The following is a 14908-nucleotide window of genomic DNA, read 5'->3' on the forward strand; positions in this document are numbered from 1 at the left end:
GATCCCCAGCAAAAGTGTCGCAGCACTGACGATTGCGGCATTCCGCCAGCCTGTAGCCGCTTGCCAGCCGACCAATCCAAGAATCGTCAGCGTAAGCAGAACGACCGCCGGCCGCAGGGCTCGCGAGAGGCGACTGATCATCGCGCCTGATCCATCAGTTCGCGCATGCGGCGGACGCTGGCGTCGAGGCCGGTGAAGATCGCCTCGCCGATCAGGAAATGGCCGATGTTGAGCTCGGCGATTTGCGGGATGGCAGCGACGGGGATGACGTTGTCGAACGTCAGGCCGTGGCCGGCGTGCGGCTCGATACCGTTCTTGACGGCTAGCGCGGCGCAGTCCGCGATGCGTTTAAGTTCCTCGGTGCGGGCTTCGCCGCCGCGGTGGGCATAGCGGCCGGTGTGGAATTCGACGACGGGAGCGTTGAGGTGGATCGCGGCGTCGATCTGGCGTTCTGACGGCTCGATGAACAGGCTGACGCGGACGCCCGCGTCGGACAGGCGCGCGACCATCGGCGCCAGCGTCTCCCGATGGCCATCGGCATCGAGCCCGCCTTCAGTCGTCCGCTCCTCGCGGCGTTCCGGCACGATGCAGGCGGCGTGCGGGCGGTGGCGAAGAGCGATCGCCAGCATTTCCTCCGTCGCCGCCATCTCGAGATTCAGCGGAAGGTCAATCTCCGCCATGAGGCGGTCGATGTCCCTGTCGGTGATGTGGCGGCGGTCTTCGCGAAGGTGGGCGGTGATGCCGTCGGCTCCGGCTTCCGCTGCGAGGATTGCAGCGCGGACCGGGTCAGGGTGATCGCCACCCCGCGCGTTCCGGATGGTCGCGACATGGTCGATATTGACGCCGAGGCGAAGCTTCCGGGTCAAGCGGCTGCGCGGCTTCCGGGTTTGATGGCGGGGATGGCGGCGAGGTCGTCAGGGACGGCGTCGGCTTCGTAGGTTGGCACGTCGATGCGGATCAGCGGGACAAACGGCACGCCGAGATCGGCCTTGCCGGAGGAGCGGTCGACGAGTGAAGCTTCGGCGACCACTTCGCCGCCCGCGCGGCGGACGGCGTCGATCGCTTCGCGGGAGGAGAGACCGGTCGTGACGACGTCCTCGACCATCAGCGCGCGGGAGCCCGGATCGATCGTGAAGCCGCGGCGGAGTTCGAAAGTGCCATGCGGCCGTTCGAGGAAAATCGCGGGCTTGCCGAGCGCACGGCCCATTTCATGGCCGATGATGACGCCGCCCATGGCCGGCGACACGACCACATCGATTTGTTCGCGAATGTCCGCCGGGATCCTGGCGGCAAGCGCGCGTGCCAGCCGCTCGGCGCGGGCGCCATCCATCAGTACGCGCGCGCACTGCAGATATTTCGGACTGCGCAATCCCGACGAGAGAATGAAATGCCCTTCGAGCAAGGCGTCGGCGGCGCGGAATTCCGCGAGAACGTCTTCATCGGTCATCATCGCGGGCATGGCGTTTAAGCCGCCCTGTGCACGCCAGCAACACCTCACCCTAAGTCGCGCTTGAGGCTCCAGAAACCCGCGCCTATAGAGCCTGCCAAATCCGGGTTCGCGTTCGCGTTCCCAGTTCCAGACACTGTCACGGGGTACAGATGAAACTGATTGGATGGGCGATCGCCTTGGCCGCGGCCGGGCTCACACCTGCAGCCGCGGTGGCGCAGGCACCAGCGCCCAGTCCCGCGGCCACGACGGCTGCAGCCCCAGCGACCGCGACGCCGCCCGCCGGCACTGCTCAAGACCCGACCAAGGCCGATGCGGCACAGCCGGCAATCGTGCCTGGCAGCGTCGGCCACATGATCCCGACGCCGGGCGTCGGCGAACCGGATGGCCGCAAGGGCATCCAGATGCAGGTCACGCCGATCGGCGAAGAGGCGTCGAGCTTCCACAATTACTGGCTGCTGCCGCTGTGCGCGATCATCTCCGTGTTCGTGCTGGCGCTGCTGGTCTACGCGATCCTGCGCTTCCGCCGCGGCGCTAACCCGACGCCGTCGCGCAACTCGCACAACACCACGCTGGAAGTGGTGTGGACGCTCCTGCCGGTGTTGATCCTGGTCGCGATCGCGATTCCGTCGATCCGCTTGCTGCGTCACCAGTACACGCCGCCCGCGGCCGATCTGACCGTCAAGGTGATCGGTCACCAATGGTATTGGTCGTACGAGTTGCCGGACCACGGCGTGACCTTCGACAGCTATATGCTGAAGGAAGCCAACGACCCGACGCGCCAGCCGAACCAGCGCGCCCGCACCGACAATGACGGTCCGCCGCTGCTCGCGGTCGACACCGCCTGGTCATTCCGGCGGGTAAGGTCGTGAAGTTCATCGTCACCGCCGACGACGTCATCCATAGCTTCGCGATGCCGGCGTTCTGGATCAAGCAGGACGCCAACCCCGGCCAGCTGCACGAGACTTGGGCGAAAGTCGACCGGCCGGGCGTGTACTTCGGCCAGTGCTCCGAACTTTGCGGCGCGCGCCATGGTTTCATGCCGATCGCCATCGAAGTCGTCCCCGAAGCGCAGTTCGCGCAGTGGGTCGCGCAGAACGGCGGCAAGATGCCGGGCGCCAAGGCCGCTGTCGTTCCGGCCGCGGCGTCGACCGCCACGCCGGCCGCAGCCGCACCCAATGCGGCCCCGGCTCCCGCAGCCCCTCAGCCCGCGTCCAATCAGGCCGCGACCGCACAGAATTAAGCGAAGAGAGTTCCCATGAGCACGACTGCCGACTCGCTCCATCTTCAGCCGCACGAAGCGCATGACGCGCACCATGATGCTGATCACAAGCCGGGCTTCTTTGCCCGCTGGTTCATGTCGACGAACCACAAGGACATCGGCACGCTCTATCTGATCTTCGCGATCATCGCGGGGATCATCGGCGGCGGCATCTCGGGCATCATGCGCTGGGAACTGATGGAGCCGGGCATCCAGGTGCTGAACCGCGCCTGGCCGTTCGGCGCCGGCACCGCGAACTTTGACGAATGGACCCATCACTGGAACGTGCTGATCACCGCGCACGGTCTGATCATGGTGTTCTTCATGGTCATGCCGGCGATGATCGGCGGCTTCGGTAACTGGTTCGTGCCGCTGATGATCGGCGCGCCGGACATGGCCTTCCCGCGCATGAACAACATCAGCTTCTGGCTGCTGATCCCGGCCTTCCTGCTGCTGCTCGGCTCGACCTTCGTCAGCGGCGGCACCGGTCTTGGCGCGGGCACCGGCTGGACGGTCTATGCGCCGCTTTCTACGTCGGGCTCAGCGGGTCCGGCGGTCGATATGGCGATCTTCTCGCTCCACCTTGCGGGCGCCAGTTCGATCCTCGGCGCGATCAACTTCATCACCACCATCTTCAACATGCGCGCGCCGGGCATGACCCTGCACAAAATGCCGCTGTTCGTGTGGTCGGTGCTGGTCACCGCCTTCCTGCTGCTGCTGGCGCTGCCGGTGCTGGCGGGCGCAATCACCATGCTGCTGACCGACCGCAACTTCGGCACGACCTTCTTCGATGCTTCGGGCGGCGGCAACGTGGTGCTCTACCAGCACCTGTTCTGGTTCTTCGGTCACCCCGAGGTGTACATCATGATCCTGCCGGGCTTCGGCATGATCAGCCAGATCGTCGCGACCTTCAGCCGCAAGCCGGTGTTCGGCTATCTCGGCATGGCCTACGCCATGGTCGCGATCGGCGTGATCGGTTTCGTCGTCTGGGCGCACCACATGTTCACCACGGGCATGAGCGTCGACGAGAAGATGTATTTCACCGCCGCGACGATGATCATCGCGGTCCCGACCGGCGTGAAGATCTTCAGCTGGATCGCCACCATGTGGGGTGGCTCGATCACCTTCGAGACGCCGATGCTGTGGGCGATCGGCTTCATCTTCCTGTTCACCGTGGGCGGCGTCACCGGCGTCGTCCTCGCGAACGGCGGTGTCGATAACTACATGCACGACACCTATTACGTGGTCGCGCACTTCCACTACGTGCTCAGCCTCGGCGCGGTCTTCGCGATCTTCGGGGGCTTCTACTACTGGTTCCCGAAGATGAGCGGCAAGATGTACAATGAGTTCCTCGGCAAGCTTCACTTCTTCGTGATGTTCGTCGGCGTGAACATCATCTTCTTCCCGATGCACTTCCTGGGCCTCGACGGCATGCCGCGGCGTATCCCGGACTACACGCCGGCGTTCCGCGAATGGAACCAGATCGCTACCTACGGCTACATGATCACCATCGTCGGCGTCGCGATCTTCTTCGTGAACATCTTCTGGTCGCTCGCGGCCGGCAAGAAGGCGCCGGACAACCCCTGGGGTGAAGGCGCGACGACGCTGGAATGGACGCTGTCCAGCCCGCCGCCGTTCCACCAATATTCGACCCTGCCGCGGATCGATTAGTCCGCCGCACGAGAGACAAACCGGAAAGGCCTCGGGGAAACCCGGGGCCTTTTCTTAACCTGCCGCATGAAGCGTGATATGAGCGTTTCACGCACGGTTAACGGCGGGAGGTGTGTCGATGCCCCAGTTCGTCATTGAGCGGGAAATGCCGGGAGCGGGGCAACTCGGGCCCGAGGACCTTAAGATGGCCTCGCAGACGTCCTGCTCGGTGCTGCGCGATCTTGGGCCGCAAATCCAGTGGGTGCACAGTTACGTCACCGACAACAAGATCTACTGCCTCTACCGCGCGCCGAACGAGGAGATGATCCGCGAGCATGCGCAGCGCGGCGGCTTCCCTGCGAACAAGATCGCCCAGGTGCGAACCACGATCGACCCGACCACGGCAGAGTGACGGGCAACCACGTCTTCATCTCCTACGCGCGAGCCGACGAGCCGCTCGCAAGCCGGATCGCCGACCAGTTGCGAAGCCATGAATTCGAGGTCTGGCGAGACGACGAGCTTCCCGTGCACCGCGCCTATGCCGAAGTGATCGAAGAACGAATCGTCGGCGCCAAGGCCGTACTGGTCTTGTGGTCGGCGGAGGCTGCGAAGTCGCAGTGGGTGCGCGCGGAGGCGGATTCGGCGCGCAGCCGGCTGACCCTGGTGCAGGCGACGCTCGACGGCACCATCCCGCCACTGCCATTCAACCAGATCCAGTGCGCCGACCTCAAAGGCTGGGACGGCGAACCCACGGCGCCGGGCTGGCGCAAGCTGGTTGGCAGCGTGTCGGAACTCGCGGGAACGCCAGCCACGACCGCGAGCAAGCGAAGCGCCGCGCGTGAGCTGTCGGTTTGCGTGCTCCCGTTCCAGAACATGAGCGGCGACCCGGAGCAGGAATATTTCAGCGACGGCATTAGCGAGGACATTACGACCGATCTTTCGCAAGTCTCGGCGCTGGAGGTCATCGCCCGCAACACCGCTTTCACTTTCAAGGGCCGCTCGGTCAACGTGTGCGAGGTCGCGCGCGAACTGGAGGTAACCCATGTCCTCGAGGGCAGCGTGCGGAAAGTCGGCGACCGCGTGCGGATCAATGCCCAACTCATCGACGGCCGCACTGGCGGGCACGTGTGGGCGGAGCGCTACGATCGCGACCTCACCGACATCTTCACCATCCAGGACGAGATTTCCGAAGCCATCGTCAAAGCGCTGAAGCTAAAGCTGCTGCCTCAAGAGAAGAAGGCCATCGAGCAACGGCGGACTAGCAGTCCCGAAGCGTACAACCTGTACCTGCTGGCGCGGCAATATTGGGTGACGGGCAATCATGGGGACGTCCGCCGTGAAGAACGCGTGATGCGGATTTGCAGCCGGGCGGTGGAAATCGATCCTTACTACGCGGACGCTTGGGCGCTGCTGGCAATCGCCCAGTCCAGCCTTTGCTACCAATACGGTCGCGAGATGGACGACGGATTCGCCGCCGCCAATGCGGCTCTGTCGATCGACCCCTCAATCCCGCAGGCACGGCTGCCGATCGTGCGGCGGCTTCTCCATCGCGGTGAAGATGAAAAGGCCGCAGCCGAAATGGAGGCGGCGATTCGCAACGGCGAGGATTCGTGGGAGGTGAACCGCGAAGCTGGCCGGTTCTTCCTTAACCGCCGAGAAGTGGAGCGCGCCACGCACCATTACGAGCGGGCGGTGGAATTGGTCGATGACGACTTCCACACCTGGGCGATGCTTTCGACCTGTTATCGGGCACAGGGCGATACCGCGAAGCTGCGGCACGCCGGCACGAAAATGATCTCAGAAGCCCGCCGCGCGGTGCAGCAGGACCCGAGCAACGGCGCGGCGCTCGGCATCCTTGCGGGCGGTCACGCTCTCCTAGGCGAGAAGGAGCGGACGCGCGAGTGGATCGAGCGGGCGATGCTGGTCGATCCCGATAACCTCAACATGCGCTACAATTTCGCCTGCGTGCTTGCCGGCTACGTCGGCGACAAGGATGCCGCGATCAAAATGCTGGCGAGCACTTTGCCACTAGCGCCCGCGCATGTCGCAAAGATTGCAGCAACCGACCCCGATCTCGATCCCCTGCGCGATGATCCAAGGTTCGCGGCGCTGCTGGAGCAGTCATCGCAGCGGCACGAGATCGACCAGCCGCAGCGCGTTAGCTGATGATGGCGCTCAACTCGCTCGATCAGTCGGCGGCGTGCCGACGGAAATCAGTTTAAGGCGGAAGCGCAGAACGCTGTTGCCGGGGATCGGTCCCGTGTCTTCGGGGCCGTAACCGAGCTCCGGCGGAATCCAGACGATCCAATCGTCGCCTGGGCGCATGAGCTTCAGCGCTTCGGTAAAGCCGGGCACGAAGCGGCCGACATCGCCCGTGATCGGCTCGCCGCGATCGAAGCTGCTGTCGAACTTCTCGCCCGTCGTCAGCGTACCTTCGTAATCAAACGTCACCTGATCGCCGTCGACGGGGTGCGCACCCTTCTTCGGACCCGATTTGACCACATAATATTGAAGGCCACTTTTGGTGGTGACGACCCCGCGCGCCTTGCCGTTGCGAACCAGGAAATCGGGGCCGGGCTTGGTCGTCGGGGGCTTTGCCGTGGCGGATGCGGTAGATCGCTTTGCTTTGGATGAACGTAACTTCGGCGGCTTATCCTTCACCGTCGAAGCTGGCGCTGGCGCGGTGATCGCGAGCGAGGCCAACACCGTAACGGCAGTGCGGAGCATGGAACGCGGCATCATTTGACGCGCGTCGCCTTCAGAATTTTCACCTGCGGTTCGAGCATCTGCCCTTTCATGACGCCGGCGCCCTTCGTCGGGGAGGTCGGCGCGTTCCAGATCTGCTTCACCACATCCATGCCTTCGATCACATGACCAAAGGCGGCAAAGCCGTTGGCGTCCCCGCCTGGGCCCCCGGCGTCGAGCCCCGGCATATCGGAGAGCAGAATGAAGAAGTCGGACTTCGCGGTTCCCGGACCGGCATTGGCCATGGAGATGGCGCCCGCGGTGTTCTTGATCCCGGTCTGGCTCGTGGGCTCGTGCGCGATCCCCGAAAATAGCTTGCGGGCGTCGGTGGTAATGCCGCCCTGGATCAGGCCGCCGTCGCCGCCCTTGCCGTCGGCGACGTGCATCGCGCGGTAGAAGTTCTGGCCATCGAAGCGGTGGCTGTCGACGTACCGGAGGAAGTTCGCCGTGGTGATCGGCGCGCGGCCCCGATCGAGTGCGATGACGATCCGGCCAAGGCTGGTTTCAAGGGCCACTGGAACGAGATCTTCGGCCGGCGCTGGTGACGCCGCAGGTGATGGCGGGGACACTTGGGCGAGAGCTTGCGCCGGGAGCGCAGCGGCCAGAAGTGATGCAAGGATGAGCCGTTTCATGTGAGCGGCATAGCAAAGCCAAGATGAACATCGCCAGCCTTCCGCTGGGACGGGCTTTTCCTCTTCCGGCCAACGCCTTATAGGCGCCGGCATGCCAACCCTGGAGATGTCGAATCCAGCCGCGCTGCCGGCCGACTGGCGCGATTTCGTCGCGCTGACGAAGCCGCGCGTGATGTACCTGGTTGTCTTCACCGGATTGTGCGGTTTGCTGGCCGCGCCGGCCATGCCGCCGCTGGTACTAGGCTTTACTGCGATCCTGTGCATCGCGCTTGGCGCGGGCGCCTGCGGGGCGCTCAACCAATGGTACGAGGCTGACATTGACGCCAAGATGCGGCGGACCGCCAACCGCCCGCTTCCCGCCGGCCGGATGGACCGCGAAGCCGCGCTGCATTTCGGCGTTGGGCTGGGCGCGTTCTCGGTGCTGCTGATGGGCCTCGCGACCAACTGGCTGGCGGCCGCGCTGCTCGCCGCGTCGATCCTTTTCTACGTGCTAATTTACACCGTGTGGCTGAAGCCGCGCACGGCGCAGAATATCGTCATCGGGGGCGCCGCGGGTGCCTTTCCGCCGCTGATTGGCTGGGTCGCCGCCACCGGGCAAGTGGCGACGCTGCCGGTGCTGCTGTTCGCCATCATTTTCCTGTGGACGCCGCCGCACTTCTGGGCGCTGAGCCTGTTCGTCCGGTCGGACTATGCGGCGGCGGGCATTCCGATGCTGCCAGTGGTGTCGGGACCCGAGACCACGCGTCGCCAGATCTTCATCTACACGCTGCCGATGGTGGCTGCCGCGATTGCGCCGTGGCCGCTGGCCCTGACGGGCGCCGTTTACGGAATTAGCGCCGCCGTGCTCAGCTTCGTATTCCTCGTGCTGGCGGGGCGGGTCGCCGCCAACCGCGCGACAGAGCCCGCCGACATGGGTCCGGAAAAGCATCTGTTCGCTTATTCGGTATTTTATCTCTTCGCCTTGTTTGCGGTGCTGGTGGCGGACCGGTGGCTGGCGTGACGCAAGCCGAGGACGAGGTTATCCGTCAGCGCCAGCGCAGCCGCGCGCGCGTTACGGCCTTGCTGCTGGGCGCGTTCGTCGTGCTGCTTTTCTTCATCACCATCGCGAAGACGGGGATGAATTGGTGAACACGGTCGTGGCGCCGCAGAACCATAAGAAGGTCCTGCTGATTTTGCTCTCTATCATTGGCGCGATGGTCTTGCTGACGGCCTTCACGCCTCGACTTTATCAGGCTTTTTGCGAAGCGACGGGATTCGGCGGCACACCCCTGCGGGCCGAGCGCGCGCCTGGCGCGGTAGCGGGCAAGATCAGCATCCGTTTCGATGCCAACATTCACCCCGGACTGCCGTGGCGCTTTGAACCCGAACAGACGACGGTGCAGATTAAGCCCGGTGCGAAGACGCAGATCTTCTACCGCGCGCAAAACCTCAGCGCGCGCCCGTGGACCGGGCAGGCCGTGTTCAACGTCACGCCTGACCAGGCCGGCAAATATTTCAACAAGATCCAGTGCTTCTGCTTTTCCGAGCAGACGCTGAAACCGGGTGAGAAGGTCGACATGCCCGTGCTGTTCTTCGTCGACCCGAAGATCCTCAAGGATCCGGACACCAAGGACATCAGCGAGATCACGCTGAGCTACACATTTTACCCAGTGGAAACAGGCACCGCTGCCCGCTAGAGGCGGAGCAAAGCGAACTTAGGGGAAGCTCAACAATATGGCCGCCACGAAGAACCATGATTATCACCTGGTCGAGCCGGATCCCTGGCCGCTGATCGGCGCCATGACCGCCGGCATCATGTTCGGCGGCCTGGTGATGTGGTTCCACGCCAACGAATACGGCAAGTTCATCTTCGGCCTCGGCCTGCTCGGCGTGCTCGTCACCATGTACAATTGGTGGGGCAACACGATCCGTGAGGCGCACGGCGGCTATCACACTCCCGTCGTCCAGCTTCACCTGCGCTACGGCATGATCATGTTCATCGCCTCCGAGGTGATGTTCTTCCTAGCCTGGTTCTGGGCCTTCTTCGATGCGTCGCTGTTCCCATCCGCGGTGGACGCAGTGGGCGGTCACTGGCCGCCAAAGGGCATCGAGGTGCTCAATCCGTGGGGTTTCCCGCTGCTCAATACGATGATCCTGCTGTGCTCCGGCACGACGGTCACCTGGGCGCACCATTCCCTGATCCACGGCAATCGCGACGGGCTAAAGCTCGGCCTGCTGCTGACGATCCTGCTCGGCGCGACCTTCACGTTCGTGCAGGGCTGGGAATATGCGCATGCGCCGTTCGCCTTCAAAGGCAGCATCTACGGCTCGACCTTCTTCATGGCGACGGGCTTCCACGGTTTCCACGTGCTGGTCGGCACGATCTTCCTGATCGTTTGCCTGATCCGCGCCAACCGCGGCGACTTCACGCCCAAGCAGCATTTCGGCTTCGAAGCCGCCGCCTGGTACTGGCACTTCGTCGACGTCGTGTGGCTGTTCCTGTTCACCGTCATCTACGTGTGGGGCGGTTGGGGCGCGCCGCACGCGGGGTGATTTCAAAGGACAAGCCTGCCGTTTCCTCCGCTCGCGCGGCGCTCCAGGGCCTGTGCCCGCGCTGTGGCGAGCGGACCTTGTTTGCCGGCCTGGCGAGTTTCGCGGACCGCTGCCGCGCCTGCGGGCTCGATTTCGCCAGCTTCAACGTCGGCGACGGCCCTGCAGCGTTCCTGATCTTCATCGTCGGGACGATCACCGTGGTCGGAGCACTGGTGCTGGACGGCGCGGCGTCGCCGCCCTGGTGGGTTCACCTGATCTGGATCCCGATCGCAACAGCGCTGACGATCGGCGGTCTGCGCGTTTCCAAGGGATGGCTACTCGCACAGGAGTATAAGCACCGCGCGCGTGAAGGACGGATCGCGGAATGATACGGCGGTTGCCCATCATCCCGACGATCCTCGTGCTCGCCGCCGTCGCCACCATGATCGGCCTGGGCTTCTGGCAGCTGCAACGGGCGCGGTGGAAGGACGGCCTGATCGCGCGCTATGCGCAGGCGGAGAAGCTCCCCCCAGTTGAATTTCCGACCGTGCCGACCCCCGATGCGCAGCTTCCGCTTTTTCGTCACGCGACGGGCATGTGCTTTCGCACCATCGGCGAGCGGACGGCCGCGGGGGAAAACCAAGGCGGCGAGCCCGGCTTCGTCCACATCGTGGATTGTGCGACCGGCGCCGAAGGGCCTGGCATGAGCGTAGAGCTCGGCTGGTCGAAGAATCCCAATGCGCGCGCGCAGTGGCGCGGCGGGCTGGTCAGCGGCGTCATCGCGCCTGACAGCAAGACGCGGCTGCGGCTGGTCGCCGCCAGTGCACCGCCAGGCCTCGAGCCTAGCGCGCCACCGTCGCTGGACGCCATCCCGAACAACCACCGTTCCTACGCGCTGCAATGGTTCGCTTTCGCGCTCACGGCACTGATCATTTACGGATTGGCGGTCCGCAAGCGGCTGGCGGGAGGTGCGTCGCGATGATGCAGCTCAGTACCCTTGCCAATGGGCTGCGCGTTGCGACCCGGCCGATGCAAAGCGTCGAGACGATCGCGGTTGGGCTGTACGCGGCAACTGGCTCGCGAAACGAGCCGGCGCACCTCAATGGCGTTGCACACCTGTTCGAGCACATGGTGTTCAAGGGCGCAGGCGGGAAGTCGGCGCGCGAGATCAGCGAACTGGTCGAGGATGTCGGCGGCGACTTCAACGCGTCGACCGATCGCGAGCTGACTGCCTTTTACCTAAGCCTATTGGCACCCGACCTGGACCTCGGCGTGAACCTGCTGGCTGACCTGATCCGCCGTCCGCACTTCGACCCGCAGCACCTAGAGCTGGAGAAGAAGGTGGTGCTGCAGGAGCTGGCCGAGGCGAACGACACGGCGTCGGACCTAGTGTTCGATCTGCTGCAGGAAGCGAGCTTCGCCGACCAGGCGATCGGGCGATCGGTGCTTGGCGATCAGCGGACCATCGGCGCGGTGACGCCGGACGACCTGCAGGACTGGCTGCGGACGCAGTATGTGCCAGGGTCGCTGGTCCTCGTCGGCGCCGGCAAGCTGGAGCATGCGCGCCTAGTGGACTTGGCGGAGAAAGCGTTCGGCTCAATGCCGGAGGGTATAGCCCTTGCCGAGGATCGCGCCCGCTTCACCGGCGGCCGGCGCAACGGTCGTCGCAAGAGCGCGCAGGCCCATGTCGCTCTCGCAATGGCGGCGCCGGAGTGGAGCGCCGCCGACGCTTACGCCTCGCAATTGTTCGCGGACGTTGTTGGTGCGGGCTCGTCGTCCTGGCTGTTCCAGCAGCTGCGCGAAGATCAGGGGCTCGCTTATTCCGTAGCGGGCGGGACGCAGAACTACGCCGATACGGGCATGTTCTGGTGTTATGCCGCCAGCGATCGCGACAATGCGGCTCATGTCCACGCGGAGATCGAGCGCGTGCTCGCGGATGCGGCAGCGGGTCTCGGGCAGCGCGACCTCGAACGGGCGCGGGCCTTGGCCAAGGCGGGCATGATGATGAGCCTGGAAAGCTGCTGGGGGCAGGCGAGCTATCTGGCCACCCGCTTGCTGCGGGACCGGGAACTGATCGAACCGGCCGAGATCGTTGCGCGACTTGATGCGGTCACACTTGATGAGGTGCGAGCGGTAGGTGAGCGCATGATCGCCGGGCCACGCGCGTTGGCGAGCGTCGGCGCCAAGCTGGCCGCGTGAGCGATCTGCTCACGATCGTCGCCGAACCGTGGGCCGACTGGGGCCTGATCGATTCGGGACATGGCGAGAAGTTCGAGCGCTATGGGCGATACAAGGTCGTCCGGCCGGAGCCGCAGGCGATGTGGGCGCCGGCGCTGCCGGAATGGGATGCCGATGCGACCTTCATGCCGGGATCGGATGAGGAAGGCGGTGGGCGCTGGGTCGAGCAGCGTCCGGTCGAGCGCCAATGGCCTCTCGCCCGCGACGGCGTGAAATTTCAGGCGTCGCTGACGCCGTTTCGGCACCTTGGATTCTTCCCGGACATGGCCCCGCAGTGGGATTGGATGCGCGAGCGCGCGGCCGACGCCGACGTGCTCAACCTGTTCGGATATACCGGCGTCGGCAGTCTCCTGCTGAGTGAGGCGGGCGGCCGGCTGGTGCATGTCGACGCGTCGAAGAAGTCGGTCGAGCAGGGCAAGGAAAATGCTGCGCTGTCGGGAATGGCCGACCGGCCGATCCGCTGGATCGTCGACGACGCCAGCAAGTTCACCGCGCGCGAGGTGCGCCGCGAGCGGCGCTACGATGGTATATTGCTGGATCCCCCGAAGTTTGGGCGCGGGCCGACGGGCGAGGTGTGGCGACTCGAGGAAAATCTCGCGCCGCTGCTGGCGGACTGCCGGCGGTTGCTCGATGCCGACAGCCGTTTCCTCGTGCTGACCGTCTACGCGGTTCGCATGTCGGCGCTGGCCATCGGCGAACTGGTCAAGCAGACGTTTAGCGACCTCGGCGGCGAGGTGGTGTGCGGCGAGATGGCCGTGCGCGAAGAGGCTCGCGGTCTGCTGCTCCCGACTGCGATCTTCGCCCGGTGGAGTCGCGACTAGGTTCGACCAGCGCGGATCGCCGCGCCCGCGACGAACGGCGCCCCTGCTGTAAGCAGTAGCGCTACTGCGGTTTCGAGCAGCAATGCGTCGGCTACGCCAAAGATCAGCAGCGGGACGGTGAGCGGAAGCAGCAGGAGCCCGGCAAGCGCGCCTGCCCGTGGGAGTCCCGCGATGACCGTCGCGACGGCGACCGCGAGCGCAGCTAGTGCGACGGTCCCAACTGCCAAGGCGGCTTCAGCACGAAGGAGTGCCGATCCATCCATGCCGAGCAAGGCAGCCCCGGGCAGCGCGGCGAGCAGTAACAGCGGCCCGAAAGTGAGCCAGTGAGCGGTGATCTTGGCAACCGCGATGCTCTCGTCGGTGAGTCCGCAGATCGTCAGCTGATCGAGGACGCCGTCGGCACGGTCAGGTTCGATCAATCGTTCTATGGGAAGCAAAGCGGCGGTCAGCGCGGCGATCCACAGGACACCGGGACCGATGCGGGCAAGGATGCGTGCGTCCGGCCCCACGGCGAACGGCATCAGTGCAATCACCAGAACGAAGAAGGCGATGGGCAGCCAGGCCTGGCCCTGCAGCGCTCGTCGAACATCCCTCGCGATCAGGGCGCCGATCATGGCTGGTGCTCCAAATCGATCGTGCGCCATTGGCCCGGCAGCTGCTGGTGGGACGCTGCGAGTACCGCGCCTCCGCTCGCAAGGTGCGTGATGATAGCACTGTCGAGTTCTGCGATGCCGTCCGCGTCCAGCGCGTTGAGCGGTTCGTCGAGGAGCCAGAGGGGCGCCGCCGAAGCGTGAACCCGCGCCAGCGTCGCGCGCTTGAGCTGGCCCGAGGACAGCAGGCGCACCGGGACAGCGGCCAAATGGCTGAGCCGGTATGTTTCCAACGCCTGGTCGATATTGCCGCCCCATAGCGAGAGTGACGCGCGTAGGGAGCGCTCGCGATCGAGGGCGACATGATCGTCGGCAAGCGCGAGGGTGGAGCGCTCTACCTTCCCATGTTCCTGCTCGAGCAACCCGGCTGCGAGACGGATCAGGCTGGACTTGCCGCTCCCGTTGCGGCCCCGGACCTGCAGCGCGTCCCCCGGCCGCAGATCGAAGCTCAGGCCATCGAACAGCAGGCGGCCGCCGCGTCGCAGAATTACGTCACTGAAGCGGAGCAATGCGGTCAAGGCACGCTCGCTTCGAGCGCATGGATGTCCTCGTCGCTGAGGCCGAAGTGATGGCCGACCTCGTGCACGACGATGTGCCCGACCAGTTGCTCGAGGCTGACGTCGCGGCTCGCCCATTCGTCGAGGATCGCGCCGCGAAACAGGCGGATGCGTTCCGGGAGCGTGCCCGACTGCTCGACGCTTTGCTGCGGCAGCGGGATGCCCTCGTAGAGGCCGCTCAGCTCGAACGGATCCTCGATACCGAGCGAGCGCAGCGTCGCATCATCGGCGAATTCCTCGACCTGCAAAACGACGGCGCCCAAACTATCCGCAAATGGCGAGGGCAGTGCGCGCATCGCAGCCCGGGCGATGTCCTCGATCTCGTCGAGCGTAGGTGAAGCCCCGAAGCTGCGCATCGGTCGCGGCATAGGGGCTGGCGCGCAGGGCCTGCAAGGT

The 14908-nt window shown here is 65.0% G+C and carries 20 protein-coding genes; 13 read left to right on the forward strand and 7 right to left on the reverse strand.

The window, feature by feature from the left end; translation table 11 throughout:
- Positions 1-137 precede the first annotated feature (137 nt).
- A complete protein-coding gene (locus QU596_RS10435) occupies positions 138-866 on the reverse strand; it encodes a pyridoxine 5'-phosphate synthase (RefSeq protein ID WP_308515450.1) in 729 nt (242 codons plus the stop codon).
- The gene (gene pyrE / locus QU596_RS10440) at positions 863-1447 is read right to left on the reverse strand and encodes an orotate phosphoribosyltransferase (protein WP_308517985.1); all 585 of its coding nucleotides are present in this window, start codon (positions 1445-1447) and stop codon (positions 863-865) included. Before pyrE ends, QU596_RS10435 begins: the two co-directional genes overlap by 4 nt.
- 152 nt (positions 1448-1599) lie before the next feature.
- Between pyrE and QU596_RS10445 the strand changes: the two genes are divergently transcribed.
- The 5 genes from QU596_RS10445 to QU596_RS10465 all read left to right on the forward strand — a co-directional run bounded on the left by QU596_RS10445 (position 1600) and on the right by QU596_RS10465 (position 6524).
- Positions 1600-2319, forward strand: coding sequence for a cytochrome c oxidase subunit II transmembrane domain-containing protein (locus tag QU596_RS10445; protein ID WP_308515451.1), 720 nt, complete (start codon positions 1600-1602; stop codon positions 2317-2319).
- Positions 2316-2690 carry a cupredoxin domain-containing protein gene (locus tag QU596_RS10450; RefSeq protein WP_308515452.1) on the forward strand — a complete coding sequence of 125 codons (375 nt, stop codon included), beginning with the start codon at positions 2316-2318 and terminating at the stop codon, positions 2688-2690. Before QU596_RS10445 ends, QU596_RS10450 begins: the two co-directional genes overlap by 4 nt.
- A 15-nt stretch (positions 2691-2705) precedes the next feature.
- The gene (gene ctaD / locus QU596_RS10455) at positions 2706-4379 is read left to right on the forward strand and encodes a cytochrome c oxidase subunit I (RefSeq protein WP_308515453.1); all 1674 of its coding nucleotides are present in this window, start codon (positions 2706-2708) and stop codon (positions 4377-4379) included.
- Positions 4380-4497: 118 nt separating this feature from the next.
- Positions 4498-4770, forward strand: a complete 273-nt coding sequence (locus tag QU596_RS10460) for a DUF4242 domain-containing protein (protein WP_308515454.1) — start codon at positions 4498-4500, stop codon at positions 4768-4770.
- Positions 4767-6524 (forward strand): TIR domain-containing protein, encoded by a 1758-nt coding sequence (locus QU596_RS10465; protein ID WP_308515455.1) that lies wholly within the window; start codon positions 4767-4769, stop codon positions 6522-6524. Before QU596_RS10460 ends, QU596_RS10465 begins: the two co-directional genes overlap by 4 nt.
- A 9-nt stretch (positions 6525-6533) precedes the next feature.
- Here QU596_RS10465 and QU596_RS10470 read toward each other — a convergent pair whose 3' ends face one another.
- Together QU596_RS10470 and QU596_RS10475 are read right to left on the reverse strand one after the other, a co-directional pair.
- Positions 6534-7100, reverse strand: coding sequence for an FKBP-type peptidyl-prolyl cis-trans isomerase (locus tag QU596_RS10470; RefSeq protein WP_308515456.1), 567 nt, complete (start codon positions 7098-7100; stop codon positions 6534-6536).
- Complete coding sequence (locus tag QU596_RS10475; protein ID WP_308515457.1) at positions 7097-7735, reverse strand: peptidylprolyl isomerase; 639 nt, start codon at positions 7733-7735, stop codon at positions 7097-7099. The genes QU596_RS10470 and QU596_RS10475 overlap by 4 nt, the downstream gene beginning before the upstream one ends.
- Positions 7736-7826: 91 nt before the next feature.
- Between QU596_RS10475 and QU596_RS10480 the strand changes: the two genes are divergently transcribed.
- From QU596_RS10480 to QU596_RS10515, 8 genes are all read left to right on the forward strand, one after another.
- Entirely contained in the window at positions 7827-8735 is a 909-nt protein-coding gene (locus QU596_RS10480) for a heme o synthase (protein ID WP_308515458.1), read from the forward strand.
- Complete coding sequence (locus QU596_RS10485) at positions 8732-8863, forward strand: hypothetical protein (protein WP_308515459.1); 132 nt, start codon at positions 8732-8734, stop codon at positions 8861-8863. Before QU596_RS10480 ends, QU596_RS10485 begins: the two co-directional genes overlap by 4 nt.
- Positions 8864-8928: 65 nt before the next feature.
- Positions 8929-9411: a cytochrome c oxidase assembly protein gene (locus QU596_RS10490; RefSeq protein ID WP_420030976.1), complete on the forward strand. Its 483-nt coding sequence runs from the start codon at positions 8929-8931 to the stop codon at positions 9409-9411.
- Positions 9412-9448: 37 nt separating this feature from the next.
- The gene (locus QU596_RS10495; RefSeq protein WP_308515461.1) at positions 9449-10267 is read left to right on the forward strand and encodes a cytochrome c oxidase subunit 3; all 819 of its coding nucleotides are present in this window, start codon (positions 9449-9451) and stop codon (positions 10265-10267) included.
- Positions 10264-10635 (forward strand): DUF983 domain-containing protein, encoded by a 372-nt coding sequence (locus tag QU596_RS10500; RefSeq protein WP_308515462.1) that lies wholly within the window; start codon positions 10264-10266, stop codon positions 10633-10635. Before QU596_RS10495 ends, QU596_RS10500 begins: the two co-directional genes overlap by 4 nt.
- A complete protein-coding gene (locus QU596_RS10505; protein ID WP_308515463.1) occupies positions 10632-11228 on the forward strand; it encodes an SURF1 family protein in 597 nt (198 codons plus the stop codon). The genes QU596_RS10500 and QU596_RS10505 overlap by 4 nt, the downstream gene beginning before the upstream one ends.
- On the forward strand, positions 11225-12445 hold the full coding sequence (locus QU596_RS10510; RefSeq protein WP_308515464.1) for a M16 family metallopeptidase: 1221 nt from the start codon (positions 11225-11227) through the stop codon (positions 12443-12445). Before QU596_RS10505 ends, QU596_RS10510 begins: the two co-directional genes overlap by 4 nt.
- On the forward strand, positions 12442-13305 hold the full coding sequence (locus tag QU596_RS10515) for a class I SAM-dependent methyltransferase (RefSeq protein ID WP_308515465.1): 864 nt from the start codon (positions 12442-12444) through the stop codon (positions 13303-13305). The genes QU596_RS10510 and QU596_RS10515 overlap by 4 nt, the downstream gene beginning before the upstream one ends.
- Here QU596_RS10515 and QU596_RS10520 read toward each other — a convergent pair.
- Genes QU596_RS10520 through QU596_RS10530 form a run of 3 tightly spaced genes read right to left on the reverse strand, consistent with a single transcriptional unit; the run spans position 13302 to position 14868 of the window.
- Positions 13302-13919: a heme exporter protein CcmB gene (locus tag QU596_RS10520; protein WP_308515466.1), complete on the reverse strand. Its 618-nt coding sequence runs from the start codon at positions 13917-13919 to the stop codon at positions 13302-13304. The genes QU596_RS10515 and QU596_RS10520 overlap by 4 nt on opposite strands.
- Positions 13916-14473, reverse strand: a complete 558-nt coding sequence (locus QU596_RS10525; RefSeq protein WP_308515467.1) for an ABC transporter ATP-binding protein — start codon at positions 14471-14473, stop codon at positions 13916-13918. The genes QU596_RS10520 and QU596_RS10525 overlap by 4 nt, the downstream gene beginning before the upstream one ends.
- Positions 14470-14868 carry a metallopeptidase family protein gene (locus tag QU596_RS10530; RefSeq protein WP_308515468.1) on the reverse strand — a complete coding sequence of 133 codons (399 nt, stop codon included), beginning with the start codon at positions 14866-14868 and terminating at the stop codon, positions 14470-14472. The genes QU596_RS10525 and QU596_RS10530 overlap by 4 nt, the downstream gene beginning before the upstream one ends.
- Positions 14869-14908 lie beyond the last annotated feature (40 nt).

This window comes from Sphingomonas flavescens, from assembly GCF_030866745.1.
GTDB lineage: Bacteria > Pseudomonadota > Alphaproteobacteria > Sphingomonadales > Sphingomonadaceae > Sphingomicrobium > Sphingomicrobium flavescens.